This is a genomic window from Niabella beijingensis, assembly GCF_020034665.1.
GTDB classification, from domain to species: Bacteria; Bacteroidota; Bacteroidia; order Chitinophagales; family Chitinophagaceae; genus Niabella; species Niabella beijingensis.
Window position 1 is genome coordinate 1,945,373 of record NZ_JAIQDI010000002.1, and the last position, 16,983, is coordinate 1,962,355.

The 16,983-nt window shown below is 43.4% G+C and carries 21 protein-coding genes; 9 read left to right on the top strand and 12 right to left on the bottom strand.

Going from position 1 to position 16,983, the window contains the following annotated elements; translation table 11 throughout:
* Window positions 1–7 precede the first annotated feature (7 nt).
* From K7B07_RS24210 to K7B07_RS24260, 11 genes are all read right to left on the bottom strand, one after another.
* Complete coding sequence (locus K7B07_RS24210; protein ID WP_223713126.1) at window positions 8–436, bottom strand: hypothetical protein; 429 nt, start codon at window positions 434–436, stop codon at window positions 8–10.
* Between the two features lie 13 nt (window positions 437–449).
* The gene (gene traK, locus K7B07_RS24215) at window positions 450–1,073 is read right to left on the bottom strand and encodes a conjugative transposon protein TraK (protein WP_223713127.1); all 624 of its coding nucleotides are present in this window, start codon (window positions 1,071–1,073) and stop codon (window positions 450–452) included.
* A gap of 15 nt (window positions 1,074–1,088) precedes the next feature.
* The gene (gene traJ, locus K7B07_RS24220; RefSeq protein ID WP_223713128.1) at window positions 1,089–2,084 is read right to left on the bottom strand and encodes a conjugative transposon protein TraJ; all 996 of its coding nucleotides are present in this window, start codon (window positions 2,082–2,084) and stop codon (window positions 1,089–1,091) included.
* A gap of 3 nt (window positions 2,085–2,087) precedes the next feature.
* Entirely contained in the window at window positions 2,088–2,720 is a 633-nt protein-coding gene (locus K7B07_RS24225; protein ID WP_223713129.1) for a DUF4141 domain-containing protein, read from the bottom strand.
* Window positions 2,721–2,785: 65 nt separating this feature from the next.
* Complete coding sequence (locus tag K7B07_RS24230) at window positions 2,786–3,001, bottom strand: hypothetical protein (RefSeq protein ID WP_223713130.1); 216 nt, start codon at window positions 2,999–3,001, stop codon at window positions 2,786–2,788.
* Window positions 3,002–3,021: 20 nt separating this feature from the next.
* Window positions 3,022–5,529 carry a TraG family conjugative transposon ATPase gene (locus tag K7B07_RS24235; protein ID WP_223713131.1) on the bottom strand — a complete coding sequence of 836 codons (2,508 nt, stop codon included), beginning with the start codon at window positions 5,527–5,529 and terminating at the stop codon, window positions 3,022–3,024.
* Complete coding sequence (locus tag K7B07_RS24240) at window positions 5,526–5,858, bottom strand: DUF4133 domain-containing protein (protein ID WP_223713132.1); 333 nt, start codon at window positions 5,856–5,858, stop codon at window positions 5,526–5,528. The genes K7B07_RS24235 and K7B07_RS24240 overlap by 4 nt, the downstream gene beginning before the upstream one ends.
* A 12-nt stretch (window positions 5,859–5,870) precedes the next feature.
* A complete protein-coding gene (locus K7B07_RS24245; RefSeq protein WP_223713133.1) occupies window positions 5,871–6,176 on the bottom strand; it encodes a DUF4134 domain-containing protein in 306 nt (101 codons plus the stop codon).
* 254 nt (window positions 6,177–6,430) lie between these two features.
* On the bottom strand, window positions 6,431–7,066 hold the full coding sequence (locus tag K7B07_RS24250; protein WP_223713134.1) for a conjugal transfer protein TraD: 636 nt from the start codon (window positions 7,064–7,066) through the stop codon (window positions 6,431–6,433).
* 8 nt (window positions 7,067–7,074) lie between these two features.
* Complete coding sequence (locus K7B07_RS24255; RefSeq protein WP_223713135.1) at window positions 7,075–7,497, bottom strand: DUF3408 domain-containing protein; 423 nt, start codon at window positions 7,495–7,497, stop codon at window positions 7,075–7,077.
* 6 nt (window positions 7,498–7,503) lie between these two features.
* A complete protein-coding gene (locus K7B07_RS24260; protein ID WP_223713136.1) occupies window positions 7,504–8,271 on the bottom strand; it encodes a ParA family protein in 768 nt (255 codons plus the stop codon).
* 723 nt (window positions 8,272–8,994) lie between these two features.
* On the opposite strand from K7B07_RS24260, the gene mobA reads away from it, so the two are divergent.
* From mobA to K7B07_RS24295, 7 genes are all read left to right on the top strand, one after another.
* Window positions 8,995–9,438, top strand: coding sequence for a conjugal transfer protein MobA (gene mobA / locus K7B07_RS24265; protein ID WP_223713137.1), 444 nt, complete (start codon window positions 8,995–8,997; stop codon window positions 9,436–9,438).
* Entirely contained in the window at window positions 9,435–10,742 is a 1,308-nt protein-coding gene (gene mobB / locus K7B07_RS24270) for a conjugal transfer protein MobB (protein WP_223713138.1), read from the top strand. Before mobA ends, mobB begins: the two co-directional genes overlap by 4 nt.
* 125 nt (window positions 10,743–10,867) lie before the next feature.
* Complete coding sequence (gene mobC / locus K7B07_RS24275) at window positions 10,868–12,868, top strand: conjugal transfer protein MobC (protein ID WP_223713139.1); 2,001 nt, start codon at window positions 10,868–10,870, stop codon at window positions 12,866–12,868.
* A 328-nt stretch (window positions 12,869–13,196) separates the two neighbouring features.
* Window positions 13,197–13,787: a TetR/AcrR family transcriptional regulator gene (locus K7B07_RS24280; protein ID WP_223713140.1), complete on the top strand. Its 591-nt coding sequence runs from the start codon at window positions 13,197–13,199 to the stop codon at window positions 13,785–13,787.
* A 90-nt stretch (window positions 13,788–13,877) separates the two neighbouring features.
* Window positions 13,878–14,240 (top strand): VOC family protein, encoded by a 363-nt coding sequence (locus tag K7B07_RS24285; protein ID WP_223713141.1) that lies wholly within the window; start codon window positions 13,878–13,880, stop codon window positions 14,238–14,240.
* A 1-nt stretch (window position 14,241) separates the two neighbouring features.
* On the top strand, window positions 14,242–14,976 hold the full coding sequence (locus K7B07_RS24290) for an SDR family oxidoreductase (RefSeq protein ID WP_223713142.1): 735 nt from the start codon (window positions 14,242–14,244) through the stop codon (window positions 14,974–14,976).
* Between the two features lie 76 nt (window positions 14,977–15,052).
* Window positions 15,053–15,490 carry a DUF6010 family protein gene (locus K7B07_RS24295; protein ID WP_223713143.1) on the top strand — a complete coding sequence of 146 codons (438 nt, stop codon included), beginning with the start codon at window positions 15,053–15,055 and terminating at the stop codon, window positions 15,488–15,490.
* Window positions 15,491–15,752: 262 nt separating this feature from the next.
* On the opposite strand, the gene K7B07_RS27725 is transcribed toward K7B07_RS24295, so the two are convergent.
* On the bottom strand, window positions 15,753–15,878 hold the full coding sequence (locus K7B07_RS27725) for a hypothetical protein (RefSeq protein WP_262903592.1): 126 nt from the start codon (window positions 15,876–15,878) through the stop codon (window positions 15,753–15,755).
* 81 nt (window positions 15,879–15,959) lie between these two features.
* On the opposite strand from K7B07_RS27725, the gene K7B07_RS24300 reads away from it, so the two are divergent.
* A complete protein-coding gene (locus tag K7B07_RS24300) occupies window positions 15,960–16,268 on the top strand; it encodes a DUF3817 domain-containing protein (protein WP_223713144.1) in 309 nt (102 codons plus the stop codon).
* A 92-nt stretch (window positions 16,269–16,360) separates the two neighbouring features.
* Window positions 16,361–16,747, top strand: a complete 387-nt coding sequence (locus tag K7B07_RS24305; RefSeq protein WP_223713145.1) for a hypothetical protein — start codon at window positions 16,361–16,363, stop codon at window positions 16,745–16,747.
* Window positions 16,748–16,983 lie beyond the last annotated feature (236 nt).

Sequence of the window (16,983 nt, forward strand, 5' to 3'; positions counted from 1 at the left end):
TTCCGTTTTAGAACCTGAACCGCTTATTGCGGGGAACAGCCTTTTGCGCAGGAGCATCATTAACCATAGCAATAGCCTCCGTTACTTTGGGTGCTGCAATGGTGGATAGATTATTTAGCTCCGATTGTTTGAGTAATTGCCCGAAGCAGTCCTTTTTCACGACCTGCATTTTTTTGAGGTCAAATTTTCCGTTCAGGTACTTTACCCACATACAGCATTCCACCCTCGGTTTATCTTCACCCGCCCATTGCAGGTAGCCCGTAAGCATTAAATCCGGTTTGGGTGCGCCCTCCGTACCTTTCCGGCAGTTCTCCAGATATTCGCTGATGCTGTCTTTCAGCTTCCCGGCATACGCACCCTGCGTATGGAAATAGCCGCTATATCCTTTAGCTGTAAGGATGTTGGCAAACGTGTTTAAATCTGATAATGCTTCCATAACAACATTGATTTTATCGTTCTATTACCTCCACGTCTTTGTTCTCCAACACAGCAAACTTTTCGATATTGAAGCCCTGCGGGTTGTTGTCCGAACGGACGGAGTTCACGAGGTAGCAGGAGGTTATAAGGCTGCGCCTTGTAACATTGCTGGAACGGATGATAAATTGTTTGGCATAAGTTCTTACGGCATAAGGATAGGTATCGAAATTGCAAACCACGCTGTCCACTTCAATGCGTTGCTGCACGTTGCCCGAAATGATACGGTTGTAATAACCTTTTTCCGAAAGGTCTTTGTAGTAATCGAAAGCTGATTTATCAGCAAGATTAAAAGCCCGCTTCATATTGCTTTCAATAGCGTTCTTATCCGGGGCAAGCGTAAAAAACAATTCATGGAAACGTCTTACGTGTTCCCTTGCCTCAACAGGTCGGTTAATGCTTGCATCCTGCGATAATGCCAGCATCAGCGATTTACCATTATCCAGCACGTAAATTTTTTGCCGTTGCAACTCCGCAAAGTGGTAGGACTGCCATACGGCATATCCTACCACACTGATGCAGAGTACAGCAAATACAATGGCATATAACCGTATTTGCTTAAAGCTGTTCTCTATATTTCTTAGTGTTTTAAATTCCATTTTTACAGATGATTATTATTTGTTCAATAGTCTGCCGCCTATGTTGCCCGTAACGGCTCCGGTTCCGGCTCCTGCGATGTTGCCTGTTTTTGCTGCGGTCTGATTGACGTTGCGCATGAAGTTTCCTGCGCCACCAGCTTGTATAACCCAACCCGCCACCGTTGGTATGGTGAAGTAGCCCACAATGCCAATCAGCATGAATATGACATACACCGTGTTCGAGGTATCGGGAACGTAGTTAGGGTCTGCCAGCATGGAAATATCCCGTTCCAGTATCAACGACTGTATTTTTGCCAGCATGGAGCTGAACATATCCGATATAGGCAGCCATAAATACACGCTGATATACCGGGTTAGCCATTGGGTTAAGGTGGATTGAAAGCCGTCCCACACGGAAATAGCAAATGCTATTGGTCCGAGTATGGACAGCACAATCAGGAAAAACGTTCGTATGGTATCTATGACCAGTGCCGCCGCCTGAAAAAGCATTTCCAGCAGTTCACGAAACCAATCACGGATGCTTTTCTTTAAATCGTACATCCCCCTTTCCATGTACATGCCCGTCATTGTAACCAGGTCGGACGGCGACCATCCCAATTCGTCCAGTTTCTTATCAAATTCCTCATCGCTGACGAGGTAAGCTGTTTCAGGATTGCGGAGCATTGCCTCCTTTTCCAAAAGGTCTTTCTGCTCTTGCAGCTTGTGCAGGTCAAGCACCTGATTATCGAGCATGGCGTGCGTGCCTTTCACTACGGGCGACATTACCGCATTGATAGTACCCAATACCATTGTTGGAAAAAACATAATGCACAGCCCGATAGCGAAAGGGCGTAGAAGCGGGAACACGTCTATCGGCTCCGCCCGGCTCAATGCCTGCCATACTTTCAACGCCACGTAAAACAGTGCGCCCAACCCTGCAATGCCCTTTGCTACTGCCGCCATATCTGCCGACAACGGTATCATCTCATCATACAGTGAGCGTAGGAGTTCATGAAGATTATCCCATTCCATAGCTTACCAGTATTTTTGTTCATCAGTACCGTACAGTTCCAGCACCCTTTTGGTGTTGTTCTGTTTCTTAGCCCTCAAAATGCTTACGGAGATATTTTTGTTAGTGTAGTAGCGCACGAGGTTGTGGTAGTCCTTAACCTCTTTATACACCTTGTCTATGATGTCCATGCGCTCTTTGTCATTGAGAGAAAGCCCGTTTTCGGTAACTATCTGTTTCAGTTCTTTTAGCAGCGCTGTGCTTTCGTTCAGTAAGATGGAATAACCATTGGCGATTGCCGACAATTCCTGCGGAGTGAAATTTGGGTCGTTCATCATCTTGCCGAAATTCTTCACGTACATTTCAGACACGTCCCCAACCAGGATTACGGTTTGCTGCACTTTGCGGGCATCTTTCACCAAATTGTTTACGGCTTTCAGCTTATCGTAATATTCCTTGCCCTGCTCATACACTTTCTTCACCTGCTCGAAGTTTTTAATCACGTTCGATACGGTGGAGGACGTTTGCACGATTTCGTTTGCGCTGTTGAGGATGCCGGAAATAAGGTTTCCGGGGTCGGTTACTACAAACTGCGCTTTAGCGGATGGTGCAACGGCAAGCATAATTGCCGTACACACCAGTAACATTGTTCTTTTCATTGTTTCTGATTTTTTAAAATGATTAATAACTGTTTGCTTTTCTTTTTGCCTGTTGCAAAGGCTGCTTACATTCTCCGGCTCATTTTTTTGCTGGCTTCAGGAGGCTTTTTCTGTTGCAGTTCATTGAGCCGTGTAAAAAATCCCTGTATGCTTTGCGGTTTCGTGGCTGCGACTTCTTTACACAGCTTTGCGAAATCCTGCTCATCTTTGTTAGCGGGGTCGGCTTCAAAAATGAGCGCCTTGCTGCTGCCAATGGGCAGCGTTATTTTTTCTTTCCCCATCTGTTTTTGATTTTTAAGAATTAGTAATTGTCCTGCTTCGATTTTCTTTCAAGAGCAATGCGCTTAATGGCTTGCTCCACATTGCCGTCTAATTCGTGAGCGAGCTGCATCACTTCGAGCTTTTCCGTTTCTTCCGTAGTGTATGCGAGATATTCCTGAAGCGATACCTCCGTAGCATATACGGCGGAATGCGTACCGCCCAATCCAATCCATACCTCTTTATAAAGCCTTGATGGGTCGTTGTTCATGTTGATAGAAAGCACCTGCGCTTTTTCCTTGTCAGTAAGTCCGAGCATCGCCTGGATGTCATCGAATTTGTTCATGTACTTGCGCTGGTCTAAGAGGATTTTACAATCGCTGTTGTTTATGATGCTTTCCTTGACAATGGGCGACTGAATGATGTCGTCCACTTCCTGCGTTACGACAATCGCCTCACCGAAGAATTTCCTCACCGTCTTAAACAGATACTTGATGTATTCTGCCATGCCCTCTTTCGCAATCGCCTTCCACGCTTCTTCAATCAAGATGAGTTTGCGCACGCCTTTCAGCCTGCGCATCTTGTTGATGAAGACCTCCATAATGATGATGGTAACTATGGGAAAAAGTATCTTGTGGTCTTTTATCGCATCAATCTCAAACACGATAAAGCGTTTGCTCAACAGGTCAAGTTGCTTGTCGGAATTGAGCAAATAATCATACTCCCCACCACGATAGTAAGGCTCCAATACATTGAGGAAATTTGCGAGGTCAAAGTCTTTCTCCCTTACCTGCTTTTCTTCGAGAACATTGCGGTAGTCGCCTTTTACATACTCATAAAAACCGTTGAACGAGGGGCGTTCATCCAATTGCTTAATGCGCTCGATGTAGCCGCTCACAGCGTTGGACAACGCCACTTCTTCCGAACGCCTGGGCGCTTCATCATCCCGTTTCCAAAGGGTGAGAATGAGTGTCTTGATGCTTTCCCTTTTCTCAATATCAAATACATTGTCATCTGTATAAAAAGGATTGAAAGCAATCGGGTTGTCTTCGGTGTAAGTGAAATAAACGCCGTCTTCGCCTTTTGTCTTTCCCTTAATCAATTCGCATAAACCCTGATAGGAATTACCTGTATCTACAAGCAGGACGTGTGCGCCCTGTTCGTAGTATTGCCTAACCATGTGGTTGGTGAAAAAAGATTTTCCCGAACCTGACGGGCCAAGTATGAACTTGTTCCGGTTCGTGATGATGCCCCGCTTCATGGGCAAGTCGGAAATATCCAAATGGATAGGCTTGCCCGTAAGCCTGTCCGCCATCTTAATACCAAAGTGCGATGGCGAGCTTTGGTAATTGGTTTCTTCGGTGAAGAAACACAAAGCAGGTTCGATGAACGTGTAAAAACTTTCCTCACTCGGAAAGTCGCCAGCGTTGCCGGGCATTGCCGCCCAATACAGCGTAGCAACGTCAATGGTATTGTGGCGTGGCTTGCACTCCATTAAAGAGAGTGCGCTGCCTGTATCATTCTTTAGCTGCTTTAATTCGTTCGGCTCGTCCGACCACGCCATTATGTTGAAGTGCGCCCGGATGGAAGACAAACCAAATGAATGCGCTTCGTTCAGGTACTTTTCAATCCATTCTTTGTTTATCTGATTAGCCCGGCTGTACCTTGCCAGCGAGTGCATATTGCGTGCGGACTTTTCAAACTTGCGGAGGTTCTCATCGCTGTTATCCAAAAACAAATACTGGTTGTAAATGTGGTTGCAGCTAAGGAGCAGACCCACAGGAGCGGCAAAAGACAACAGGCAATCGCTTCTATCGGTTGATAGTTTTTCATACCTCGTATTAGCTGATACCGTTCCGGGCAAATCGTCCGTGTCCGAAAGCGTATGCAGACACAGGCGTTTGTTTCCGATACGCACATCTTCGCTGCCCAATGCTATGTCCTGCATAGCGGTTGTCGCTTCCCTCGACAGCGTAAAGTATTGCTCCAGCAATCCCTGTTTGTCGGCTGTACCGATAATGTCGTCTTCGCTAAGACGTTCCAGCTTTACAAAACCGCTATCATTGATAATGCGCTCAAACTGCGCTACCGCCTCCATGAAGCGGCGAACGGCTTCTTTATCCCTTATCTCTTTAGGAATAAGAACGCCTTTACAAAGCGAACTAAAGTTGCTTTGCATCCGCATCCGTTCCTTTGTGGTCTTTGTAAGGAACAGGTAGCAGTAATGATTAAGAAAAGGGCGTTCGTTAAAATGCTGCTGGTAGGATTTTGCAAGAAAGCTCAATCCATCCTGCGCAATGTCCGGTGCATAATTTTCTTTAATGTACCAGTCCTGTTTGTGTACAATGGAGTAATCCGGTAATGTCTTGATAGCCTTGTGCCATGCGGAATGAATGGCATCGTATTCGGCAGAAGCTACCGTAAACAGTTCCGGTAAATGCACCTGAAAGCAAGCCGTAATGTCTGCATCTTTTGAAATGATGCAATTGTGTTCCACCGCCAGTAATGGAAACTTGCTTTCCAGCGTTGTGGCTTTTGCTGTGTTTCTCATAAGCCACTGGATTTAGGGGTGAACTTCAGATAGCGGTGTACAGCTTTGCGGCAGATGATATAACGGGGATGCTTTTTCTTTGCGCCCATCTTCATCAATCCGTGTTCGCCATACTTTCCGTTAAGCGCAAATGTTTTCCATACAATGAGCGATGCGCCGCCAGCCCCGATGAACAGACACAGATAAGAGTTTGCGCCTGCCATGTACATTATCATTACGAGGATAAGCACACCGAGCAAGCCCCCGGCGAAAATGAACAGGTATTGCGCTTTCAGTCCTTTGAACTCTACTGTTCTTCCAATGCCTTTGTTGATGTTGTAATTACTCATAGGGCATTGGATTTACAGGAAGAATGAACGAAGAATAGTAGCGGCAACAATTAAGAAGATACACGCACCGAACCAGCTCGCCGCCGTTTTGCTTGTGTCAGGGTCGCCACTGCTGAATTTGTTGTAAACTTTCACACCCCCGATTAAGCCGACCACAGCCCCAATCGCATAGATTAATTTGGTGGCGGGGTCGAAATAAGATGTTACCATTTGCGTGGCTTCACTAATTCCTGCGCCTCCGTTTCCCTGTGCGAACACGCCAAATGCCGAGAGCAATGCAACGCCCGTCAGCAATACTTTTTTACTTTGTTTTTCCATAATTAAACTGAATTGTTTTTGTTACTATTTGCCCGCACCTTGCGAGCGTTCGGGGCAAAAGTGTCATGGAAAACAAGGCACGATAATGATGTGTCTTTCGCTGGAATTACTTGGCAGTAAGTGGCATTGCTAATGTGTAAAGGGCATAAAAAAAGCGTCAAACTTTTTGTGTTTAACGCTTCATTATTTTTAGCGATACGCTTTTATTCTCTCATCATCTTTCAATACAAAAAAAACAAAGGGAAGCTGTCTTATCAGACAAACTCCCCTATGTCGAAACCCTCCAAACTACTATTCCGCAAAGTGGAAGAACTGAAATCCGTTCCGGCGGAGAGGCTCTTATCCAACAACGCTGCTATCTTCTGCGAAGCCCCTTCCATTGAGTTTTCAAGCAAGCTGAACAATTCGGTTCCCTGTATGCGCTGAACTATATTTGCCGCTTTTTTCTGTAACGCAGGTTCCAGCACATCTTGCTGTAACAATGCCCCAACGGTACTTAGTTCATCAAAGGTAACCCCCGTAGCAAACCCATTGTCGCCGCTCTCATCCCCATATCCGTTCCATTCTTCTTCCTTGTCTTCCAAATCGGGTACACTCCCGAAAACTTCATCCAATTCTTCCTGCGGAATTTCCCTTTCAAAACCTGTTGCTTTGGTTTCTGCTTCAAAATTATCAGGTGTATGGTCGCTTTTATTTATTTGGCGTTTGGAGGCATTCATTGGCAGTGTGTGGCGTTCCACTGGTTTAGGCTGCCCCATAATATCCGGCAGGTCGGGCATTATTTTGTTTTCCTGCTTTTGCTGCCTGCGCACTGGCTTATAGATAACCAGCTTGTCTTTTAGCAAAAGGATAATAACAATAAGCAAACAGATAACAATTATTATTTCCATAGCGATGCTTATAAAATGGGTTTATACTTTTCATTGAAACTTTTGGTGATGTCTTCGCCAAATTCCTGAAAGTGGTATTCCAGCAGGTTATCGAGATAGGCATATATCGTAATCTTGTCTTCGCCAATGACCTGCACAATGCGGGATAGCCGTTCGTGAAAATCGGGGCGTATGTACACCGATTTCCCGTTACGGGCGTTGGTTTCCGCTCTTTTGAAAAACAGCTTTTCATAATCCGCTTCATTCACTTTTTTAGAACGGCTCCGTTCCCTGCTTACTGGTTTTTCCGGTTCCTTTTCCGGCTCCGGTTTTTGGGGCGGTTCAGGCGGTACATTCAAGCCGTCCTTTTTCACGCCATCGGCAATAATATTCATCAAAAATTCTTCGTCTATTTCCTCCGGCTTGCTTTTCTTTTTTTGTTCGTTTTCCATACAGCTTTACAATTTCACGGTTCTTAAAAATTCTTCCATAAACAAGTCCAGCCGGCAGGCTTTCATCAGCCGCTCATCGGCAGGTAGCAAGGTGGAACGGAAAACGGTTTTGGCATCGGCTTCCCCCTCTTTGCGGAAACGCTTGCTATCTGTAATGCTGGTGCGCATCAGGTGAATGCCCAGGCTGCTGATTAAATCTTCATAGATGCCGTACAGCCCCGATTTCTCCCTGCCATCCACCTGGTTCCAGAACAGGTTAATGCTTTGGATAGCCGTTACCCCGTGCCTGCGGATAACATCGTTCAATACCTGCGTAAAAATCAACGTGCTTTCCATAACCACACGGTCTGCAATAATGGGCGTAAAGATGTGGTGCATACCCGCCAGCGTTTTCAATATCCCTGCGGAATTAACCGTTCCTGGCAGGTCGAAGAAAACCACGTCCACCGCAACGGGAGAAGATTGCAGGAATTGCCCCACCGCATCCAGCACACCGTCTGCCCGGTGCTGCATAACCGGGTAGGCTTTTTTGTTGATGCTCGTAAATTGCTTATGAGCCATTCTCTTGTACACCTCATTGCCCATGATGCTGCTCTTATCCCTTGCCCTCATCTGCATTAAGCTGTGTTGCGGAAAATCGCAGTCGAAGACCGCAACATTATATCCGAGCCGATAATGAAGAAGACTGGCAACAAGCGTGGTAAAGGTGCTTTTACCTACACCTCCCTTTTGGGAGGAAAAGGCAATAAACAATGGTTGTTTCTTTGTGTCCATCTGCATAGCTGCTTTTAATTGTTCATGTATTTATATATCGCTGTACCCTTATAGCTGTTTACCTAAGTATGTGCAGTGATGCAAAAGCGCATCTGCACATTTTTATATACAGGCTTTTGTATGCAGGCATTCCTATAAAAGCATACATCCTGTTTGATGACTGTAACTGTATATAGCTGTATGCGTGAAAATGCAGTCGTACATTTTTATCTGTTTACATACAAGGCTGCTCATATCATTTTATACACGCCTGCCTAATCCTATACATCATTACTTACCTGCTTAACTGCCTGCATATATGCGTAGCTATGCAGCCACGTTTGTACATACTTATTCAGTTAATGCGGGATGCCAGTACAAAGGAATGCAGATAGATACCTGCTTTCCTGATGCTGTCCTGTTTTGGCGTTCTGTGGCAGTCTTTGGCAGTGTGCTACACTGCAATGCTTTGGGAAAGCTGCGCTTATTTTGTAACGGCTCCCATATAAAAAGGTGAATGGAAAAATCATTACATGATACAGGCAACAGGTGGAACGGCTTTAAGCCGTTTTTTTCTGCTATATCTAATCCCGCCCAAGCGGGATTTTCTGTTCACCCGAACAGAGCAAGTTGTGTTTTGAGGCACTCGGAACGCATTCCGTGCCTCAAAACAACTTGCCCTTGCAGGGGGCTTTAAAAACACCCTCCGAAGTCGGGGTTTTGTTGAATTAAAATGGATTGGTGATGAGTGAACAGCAGAAAAAGAAACAGCACAAAGGTGGGCGCAACCCTAAAGCAAACCCAAGCATCCACCGTTACGTTTTCCGTCTTACAGACGAGGAAAACGCCAAATTCCTTTCGCTTTTTGAAGTATCGGGAGCGGATAACAAAGCACAGTTTGTTACCTCCTTATTGTTTAGCAAGCCGATTAAAAGCGTAAAAGTGGATATGGCTGCAATGGATTATTACACCCGGCTAACTGCTCTTTTCGGTCAGTTCAGGGCAGTTGGTGTAAACTATAATCAGGTTGTAAAAATATTATACCGCAATTTTTCGGAAAAGAAAGCCGCCGCCTATCTCTTTAAGCTGGAAAAACAAACGGCAGCGTTGGCGAAATTATGCCGTGATATTGTGGAATTGACAAAGGAGTTTGAAGCCAAACACCTGGGCAAAAGCGGTGGAAAATGATAGCTAAAATTGGGCATGGGGCTAACATGACAGGCGCACTTTCTTACAACCAGCTTAAAGTGGATAAGGAAAACGGGCAGGTTTTGGACACCCAAAAGATTATAGAAACACCGGACGGCAGTTATACGGTAGCGCAGTTATACCGTTCTTTTGAACCTTACCTTATAGCAAATAAAAGAACGGAAAAGCCCGTATTGCATATATCGCTCAATCCCGACCCCGGCGATAAGGTAACGGATGAAAACTTTAGGCAGATTGCCAAAGACTATATGGAGCGCATGGGCTACGGCGAACAGCCGTATATCGTCTTTAAGCATACCGATATTGAGCGCACCCATATTCATATTGTATCTACCAACGTTGACCGTTACGGTGTAAAAATACCTGATGCGTTTGAGAAGCTGCGCTCAATGGATGCTTGCAGGGCGTTGGAACAAAAGTACAACCTGATACCCGCCACCGAAAAGCAGCGCACCGGGAATGAGCGGGTATTTCGCCCGGTGGATTACAGAGCCGGGGATATTAAAAGCCAGATTGCATCAGTTGTAAGATACCTGCCTAAGCATTACCAATATGCCAGCTTCGGAGCGTACAATGCTTTATTGTCGCTTTTTAATATTACTGCTGAAGAAGTGAAAGGGGAACTACACGGGCAGCCCAAAAACGGGCTGGTATATTTTGCTTTGAATGCGCAGGGAGAAAAAGCCAGCAACCCTTTTAAGGCATCCCGCTTTGGCAAACACGCAGGGCTGGAGGAATTGCAAAAGCACTTTGTACAGGCTAAGGAGCAAATGAAAAAAGACCCCACAAGAGCCATTCTCAAAAATACGGTTGAAGCAACCATGCACATTACCACTGGTGAAGCGGATTTTAAAAAGCAACTGGTTGAGCAGGGCATCAATACCGTTGTACGCCGCACTGATGAGGGGCGTATATACGGCATCACTTTTATAGACCATGAAAGCCGTACCGTTTGGAACGGTTCAGCCTTAGATAAAAATCTTGCTGCCAATGTATTTAATGATTTGTGGAAAGGACAGGCAGTTGAGCAGCGCAATGATGCCGACCGTACCGTATTGCCCACTAACACAGGCAAAGGCATGGCTGATGAAAAGGAAGAAACGCACGAGCTATTTGATTTCCTGCATAAAGAGCAACCTGATTATGCTACTGATGATGTTGGACTGATAAACGGATTGGGCGGGTTGCTACCGGAGGCGCAGGGCGAGGATTACGAGGAACAGGCTTTTGCCAACCGGATGAAGAAAAAGAGAACACGCAAAAGACCAGGAAGACAGCGATAAATTTTCGTCGTTGCATAACAGAACCACACCCAAGCCAAACAACGCCACAAAAAGCCATTTACCTACGCTTTTGGTAAGCCGACATTCATAGCTTCTACACTTGCATCACATCAATTTTTTGAAGTATGCAAGGAGAAGACGATTTAAGAGGGCTTGCCAAAATAATGGCTTTTATGCGTGCTGTAAGTATCCTTTTGGTGCTGATGCACTTTTATTGGTTCTGCTACGGCTTCTTTGCCGAACGTGGGTGGACTTTGGATGTTGTCAGTAAGATACTTACCAATTTCAATCGTACCGCAGGGCTGTTTTCCCATACGCTTTACACCAAAATTTTTGCGCTGGTATTACTGGTTTTAAGCTGTTTGGGTACAAAAGGCGTAAAAAACGAAAAGATAACATGGCGTAAGATTTACGCTGCCTTAGCCATCGGCTTTGTACTGTTCTTCCTGAATACGCCATTGCTGAAATTATCGGCGGGCATAGCCACATCGTTGTACATACTTACAACGGGCGTGGGATATATAGCCCTGCTCATGGCAGGGGTATGGATGAGCCGATTGCTCCGCAACAACCTGATGGAAGATGTTTTCAATAATGAGAACGAGAGCTTCCAGCAGGAAACCAAATTGATGGAAAATGAATATTCCGTCAATCTTCCCACCAAGTTTTATTACAAAGGAAAATGGAACAACGGGTGGGTTAATGTAGTAAATCCTTTTCGAGCCTCGATTGTGTTGGGTACTCCGGGAAGCGGAAAATCTTATGCAATCGTGAACAACTACATCAAGCAACATATCTCGAAAGGATTTGCCATGTACATTTTCGATTTCAAGTTTGATGACCTTTCCACGATTGCCTATAACCATTTACTGAAGCACGCCGATAAGTATAAGGTTAAGCCGAAGTTCTACGTGATAAACTTTGACGACCCACGCCGGAGCCACCGATGCAACCCGCTCAACCCTGATTTCATGACGGACATATCGGATGCTTATGAAGCGGCTTATACCATCATGCTAAACCTTAACAAAAGCTGGATTTTGAAGCAAGGGGATTTTTTTGTGGATAGCCCAATTATTTTATTAGCTGCTATTATATGGTTTCTGAAAATTTACGACAATGGTAAATACTGTACGTTCCCGCACGCTATTGAACTGCTGAATAAAAAATACGCAGACGTTTTTACTATACTCACTTCATACCCCGAACTGGAAAATTATTTATCGCCCTTTATGGATGCGTGGCAGGGCGGAGCGCAAGACCAGTTGCAGGGGCAGATTGCATCGGCAAAAATTCCTTTGTCAAGAATGATTAGCCCGCAATTGTATTGGGTGATGACAGGTAACGATTTTTCATTGGACATCAACAACCCCAAAGAGCCTAAAGTGCTTTGCGTAGGCAGTAACCCTGACAGGCAAAATATTTATTCGGCAGCATTAGGATTGTACAATTCGAGGATTGTAAAACTGATTAATAAAAAAGGGCAGCTAAAGAGTTCCGTTATCATAGACGAGCTGCCCACGATTTATTTCCGGGGACTGGACACACTTATCGCAACTGCCAGAAGCAACAAGGTAGCAGTTTGCTTAGGCTTCCAGGATTTTAGCCAGTTAACCCGTGATTACGGCGATAAGGAAAGCAAGGTTATTCAAAATACAGTCGGTAATATTTTCTCCGGTCAGGTAGTGGGCGAAACCGCTAAAAGCCTAAGTGAACGTTTTGGTAAGGTATTGCAGAAACGGCAGAGCATGACCATTAACCGCAATGATAAATCAACGTCCATATCTACACAAATGGACAGCCTCATACCTGCTTCCAAAATTTCAACGCTCACGCAGGGTATGTTTGTGGGTGCGGTATCAGATAATTTCGATGAACGCATCGAGCAAAAGATTTTCCACGCTGAAATTGTAGTGGATAATGATAAGGTAGCCGCAGAAACCAAAGCCTATCAAAAGATACCGCAGATACTATCTTTCACCGATGAAAACGGAATGGATAATATGAAGCAGGAAATAGAAGCCAATTACAAACTGGTGAAGCTGCACAGTACGCAGATTGTTGAAAGCGAACTGGAGCGTATTAAAAACGACCCCGATTTGCAACATTTGTTGCAACAGGGGTAATCGCATTGATGCCCTGTTCCGTCTGTCCTTCCAACGGCTCAAAAGAAAAAACATTATCCGCTTTTGACTTGGCAAATGCAGGAAAAATCCACACTCAAAAAGTGCTGAATTGCCATTTTGAAAGGTTTTTTTATTTTCTCTTTATTCTTCAAAAACACAAAACCCGATTACAGAAATGGTTTTATCCGCCTTTCAATTCTGTTGGAACGGAAATTGGTACAAGGGAACTGTAACAAAATAATTTTCTTATGGCAATGACAATTCTAATACAAATACAGGAATTGTTATTTTTTCGTTCCTTTGTAAAAAATACTAAGCAGTATCTTTTATGAAAAAAGCAGAAGCAACACGGCTGGCAATCTTACAAAAAGCATTTGAACTGATTTACATTAAAGGCTATCAGGTAACAAGCATTGACGATATTATTGCCACAACGCAGGTAACAAAAGGTGCATTTTACTACCATTTCAAAAACAAAGACGAAATGGGGCTTGCCATTATCAACGAAATTCTGAAACCAACACTCACAAACAGTTTCATTCAACCGTTGCAAAGCGAACAAAATCCGTTAGATGCTATTTATAATTTAATGCACAACCTTTTAATGGAAAACAAGTTTTTGAAAGTGGAATACGGCTGTCCTGCATCCAACTTCGCACAGGAAATGACACCCTGGAACGCCGACTTCAATAAAGCATTGAATGAACTTACCGAACAATGGACAAAAGCAATGACAGCAACCATTGAAAAGGGAAAGAAAAACGGGTTTATCCGCAAAGACGTAAATGCAAAACGAGTAACAATCTTTGTACTATCGGGCTATTGGGGAATACGAAATTTCGGGAAATTAGAGAACAGCAAAAAAGTTTATTTATCTTATTTAAAGGAACTTAAAAACTATCTAAGCACATTGGAATAGTTTTTTCATCTTAAACATACTAATCGGTATGTTTTTTTCTTACCTTTGCCGTAGCAATATAAAATACGAACAACAATTAAATTTTATACAATGAGAACATTAGCATTCGCATCCCTTCAGGTAAGGGATTTAGAGACTTCCAAAGCCTTTTATCAGGACAAGTTGGGTTTTGAAATTTCAGTGAGCAATCCTGAAGCCGTTGTATTCAGGTACAATAAAGGAGAGGCAAGTTTTGCTATCAGGAAACCAATTGGAAATATTGACGACAAGGAATTAGGAGTTGGTACTTCACTTTGGTTTGCTATTGACGGTACTATTGAAGATTTGCAAAAAGACCTAACCGAAAAAGGAGTTGCCATTTTAGGAACAATCAACAATACACCTTTTGGAAAAACTTTGCTTGTCAAAGACCCTAACGGTTATACGCTGACTTTTTTACAACCAAACGCATAAAATGGAAATTAAAGAAAAAGTAGTAGCCATTACAGGTGCAAGCAGTGGTATAGGAAAAGCCATAGCAGTAGAATTAGCTAAGAATGGCGTAAAGGTTGTTTTGGGTGCAAGAAGAACAGAACAACTAAGACAGCTTGTTGAAGAAATTAAAAATAACGGCGGTGAGGCTGTGTTTACAAAAACGGATGTAAGAAATAAAACTGACTTAATTCAGTTGGTAAATGTAGCCATTGAGCAATACGGAAAATTGGACGTTATTGTAAACAATGCAGGTGTTAGTCAATTAAGCCGTATAGATGAACTTGATATTGACGGCTGGGAAGAAATGATTGACATTAACCTCAAAGGTGTATTATATGGAATGGCGGCTGCCATTCCAGTTTTTAAGAAACAACAATCGGGACATATCGTCAATATCATTTCTACTTCAGGAATAAAGATTGTGCCAATGCAGGGCGTATATGCAGGAACAAAAAATGCTGTTCGCACTATTACAGAGGCATTTCGGCAAGAAACAGACGGAAGCATACGAATTACAGGCATTTCGCCCGGATTTGTAAAAACAGATTTTGCAAGTAACATGAAAAATGAAGACATGAAAACAGCCATTCAGAAAGGGATGGAACAAATTGCCATAAATCCCGTAGCCGTTGCCAACGCAGTAATTTATGCCATAAGTCAGCCAAAGGATGTAGAGGTAGGTGATATTGTTATTCGTCCGGCAGCACAGAATTAATGCAGTTGAGCAGAGATTTTTTTTGCCCAAAAACATACCAATTAGTATTTTATTTTAAACAAATAATCTTAAAAATATGGACACACACAATCACATTGTCCCGGAGTTTACGCTCGTTAACGCATCGGCTGCGGTACTTGTTGCATTTTCCTTTATTGCAATTATGTCATTAGTAAAAGAACCAAACAGGCAGAAGATAAATGCAATAATCTTAGCAGGAGCCGCAGGTATGTACTGGAGAGGCGGTTTGGGAGCATGGGAGTTTGTTTTTGGCGCAATTCTGTTGGCAGTAGCATTCAAAGGATTGAAGCGCTATTATTTCATCGGCGTTGGATGGCTGTTACATGCGGGTTGGGATGTTGTACATCATTTCTATGGCAATCCTATTATTTATCTTGACCCGTCTTCATCGGCAGGTTGTGCAGTATGCGACCCAATACTTGCCGTCTGGTTTATGCTGGGAGCGCCTTCAGTCTGGAATTTAATCAGAAAGCAAAAAACAGTTACAACATAAAAATGTACTCAATATTATTAGTCCTGCATTCATTAACACGCTGGCTTGTTTTAGCCTTTTTAGTATATTCAATTTACCGTGCGTTTAATGGTTACATCCAAAACAAACTGTTTTCAAAAACCGATAATTTCTTTCGGCATTGGACAGCAACAGTTGCGCATATCCAATTAATGATTGGAATGATACTCTACACGCAAAGCCCGATTGTAAAATATTTTTGGACGAACACTACAACCGCACTGCAAAATCAGGACTTGACATTTTACGGTTTGATACACATCACATTGATGATGACTGCCATTGTTGTATTAACAATCGGCTCTGCATTGGCAAAACGGAAATCAACCGACAGGGAAAAATTCAGGACAATGCTAATTTGGTTTTCCATAGTCTTAGTTATCATTTTTATTGCCGTTCCCTGGTCATTTTCACCACTGTCAAGCAGACCCAATTTCAGAACCTTTTAACTATGAAACAATACTTCACAACAACTATCGGACGTTTACGTCTTTTCGCTTTTTTAGAGGGCATTTCATTACTCGTTTTGGTTTTTATAGCCGTACCGCTAAAATATGTTTTGGACAACGCCTATTGGGTTAAAAATATCGGCCCTATACACGGCGCACTATTTTTACTTTTTATTTTCAATGCACTACGTGTAGGGATTGAACAAAAGTGGAAATTCAAAGAAACGACTTGGAAAGTGCTTGTAGCGTGCTTTATTCCGTTCGGAACTTTTTACATTGACTATAAAATACTTCGCAACATAAAGGAGTGAAAACTAACGGACAGGAAAAGCCCTGTTATCTTGAAACAATCTAAATTACAGCATTTTATTGTTCATTTTTCTTTTTTTTGTACTTTTGTAAAGTGAAAAATCTTATATCCATATTTTTCCTGACAATTTACCTGTTCTCTACAACGGAGGCAGTTGAATTGCTCAAATTGCCAGTGGTTTTTCAGCATTACCACGAGCATAAGATGTTGGACAAGGATATGACTTTTTTAGCTTTTCTGGATATGCACTATATGCACGGCTCGCCGCACGATGATGATTATGACAGAGATATGAAGTTGCCATTTAAGACACCTATCCACACGACTGTTGCGGCTGCCAACTATGTAGCCCCGGCACCAATTTCTATAATTGCTCCCAAGGTATTTTTTATCGAAAAGAAACAGCCCCTGATTTATAGCACTATTGGTTATTCCTTTAATTACCATTCTTCCGTCTGGCAGCCTCCCAGAGCTTGTTAAAATTTCACTGAAAGAGAAATTCCGTTTCCATTCCCGATGCTGTCCATCGGGCAGTTATGTTATTGGACAATATTTCTGGTAAGGGATATTGTGCGATAGCTGTATGACCGTTGTATCGCCAACGTAATGTTTTTCCCGTTTGCCGAGCTGCTCCGTTTGCAAAAAATGTCCTCTTATGGACAATCACAATGGAGTGTCCCGAACGATAAAGACAGGCGTATGTACGACCGTCGTGG

Excerpts from the sequence above, each read along its gene's own strand:
- K7B07_RS24210 (WP_223713126.1), bottom strand. The coding sequence starts at position 436 with ATGGAAGCATTATCAGATTTAAACACGTTTGCCAACATCCTTACAGCT.
- traK (WP_223713127.1), bottom strand. The coding sequence starts at position 1,073 with ATGGAATTTAAAACACTAAGAAATATAGAGAACAGCTTTAAGCAAATA.
- traJ (WP_223713128.1), bottom strand. The coding sequence starts at position 2,084 with ATGGAATGGGATAATCTTCATGAACTCCTACGCTCACTGTATGATGAG.
- K7B07_RS24225 (WP_223713129.1), bottom strand. The coding sequence starts at position 2,720 with ATGAAAAGAACAATGTTACTGGTGTGTACGGCAATTATGCTTGCCGTT.
- K7B07_RS24230 (WP_223713130.1), bottom strand. The coding sequence starts at position 3,001 with ATGGGGAAAGAAAAAATAACGCTGCCCATTGGCAGCAGCAAGGCGCTC.
- K7B07_RS24235 (WP_223713131.1), bottom strand. The coding sequence starts at position 5,529 with ATGAGAAACACAGCAAAAGCCACAACGCTGGAAAGCAAGTTTCCATTA.
- K7B07_RS24240 (WP_223713132.1), bottom strand. The coding sequence starts at position 5,858 with ATGAGTAATTACAACATCAACAAAGGCATTGGAAGAACAGTAGAGTTC.
- K7B07_RS24245 (WP_223713133.1), bottom strand. The coding sequence starts at position 6,176 with ATGGAAAAACAAAGTAAAAAAGTATTGCTGACGGGCGTTGCATTGCTC.
- K7B07_RS24250 (WP_223713134.1), bottom strand. The coding sequence starts at position 7,066 with ATGGAAATAATAATTGTTATCTGTTTGCTTATTGTTATTATCCTTTTG.
- K7B07_RS24255 (WP_223713135.1), bottom strand. The coding sequence starts at position 7,497 with ATGGAAAACGAACAAAAAAAGAAAAGCAAGCCGGAGGAAATAGACGAA.
- K7B07_RS24260 (WP_223713136.1), bottom strand. The coding sequence starts at position 8,271 with ATGGACACAAAGAAACAACCATTGTTTATTGCCTTTTCCTCCCAAAAG.
- mobA (WP_223713137.1), top strand. The coding sequence starts at position 8,995 with ATGAGTGAACAGCAGAAAAAGAAACAGCACAAAGGTGGGCGCAACCCT.
- mobB (WP_223713138.1), top strand. The coding sequence starts at position 9,435 with ATGATAGCTAAAATTGGGCATGGGGCTAACATGACAGGCGCACTTTCT.
- mobC (WP_223713139.1), top strand. The coding sequence starts at position 10,868 with ATGCAAGGAGAAGACGATTTAAGAGGGCTTGCCAAAATAATGGCTTTT.
- K7B07_RS24280 (WP_223713140.1), top strand. The coding sequence starts at position 13,197 with ATGAAAAAAGCAGAAGCAACACGGCTGGCAATCTTACAAAAAGCATTT.
- K7B07_RS24285 (WP_223713141.1), top strand. The coding sequence starts at position 13,878 with ATGAGAACATTAGCATTCGCATCCCTTCAGGTAAGGGATTTAGAGACT.
- K7B07_RS24290 (WP_223713142.1), top strand. The coding sequence starts at position 14,242 with ATGGAAATTAAAGAAAAAGTAGTAGCCATTACAGGTGCAAGCAGTGGT.
- K7B07_RS24295 (WP_223713143.1), top strand. The coding sequence starts at position 15,053 with ATGGACACACACAATCACATTGTCCCGGAGTTTACGCTCGTTAACGCA.
- K7B07_RS27725 (WP_262903592.1), bottom strand. The coding sequence starts at position 15,878 with ATGGAAAACCAAATTAGCATTGTCCTGAATTTTTCCCTGTCGGTTGAT.
- K7B07_RS24300 (WP_223713144.1), top strand. The coding sequence starts at position 15,960 with ATGAAACAATACTTCACAACAACTATCGGACGTTTACGTCTTTTCGCT.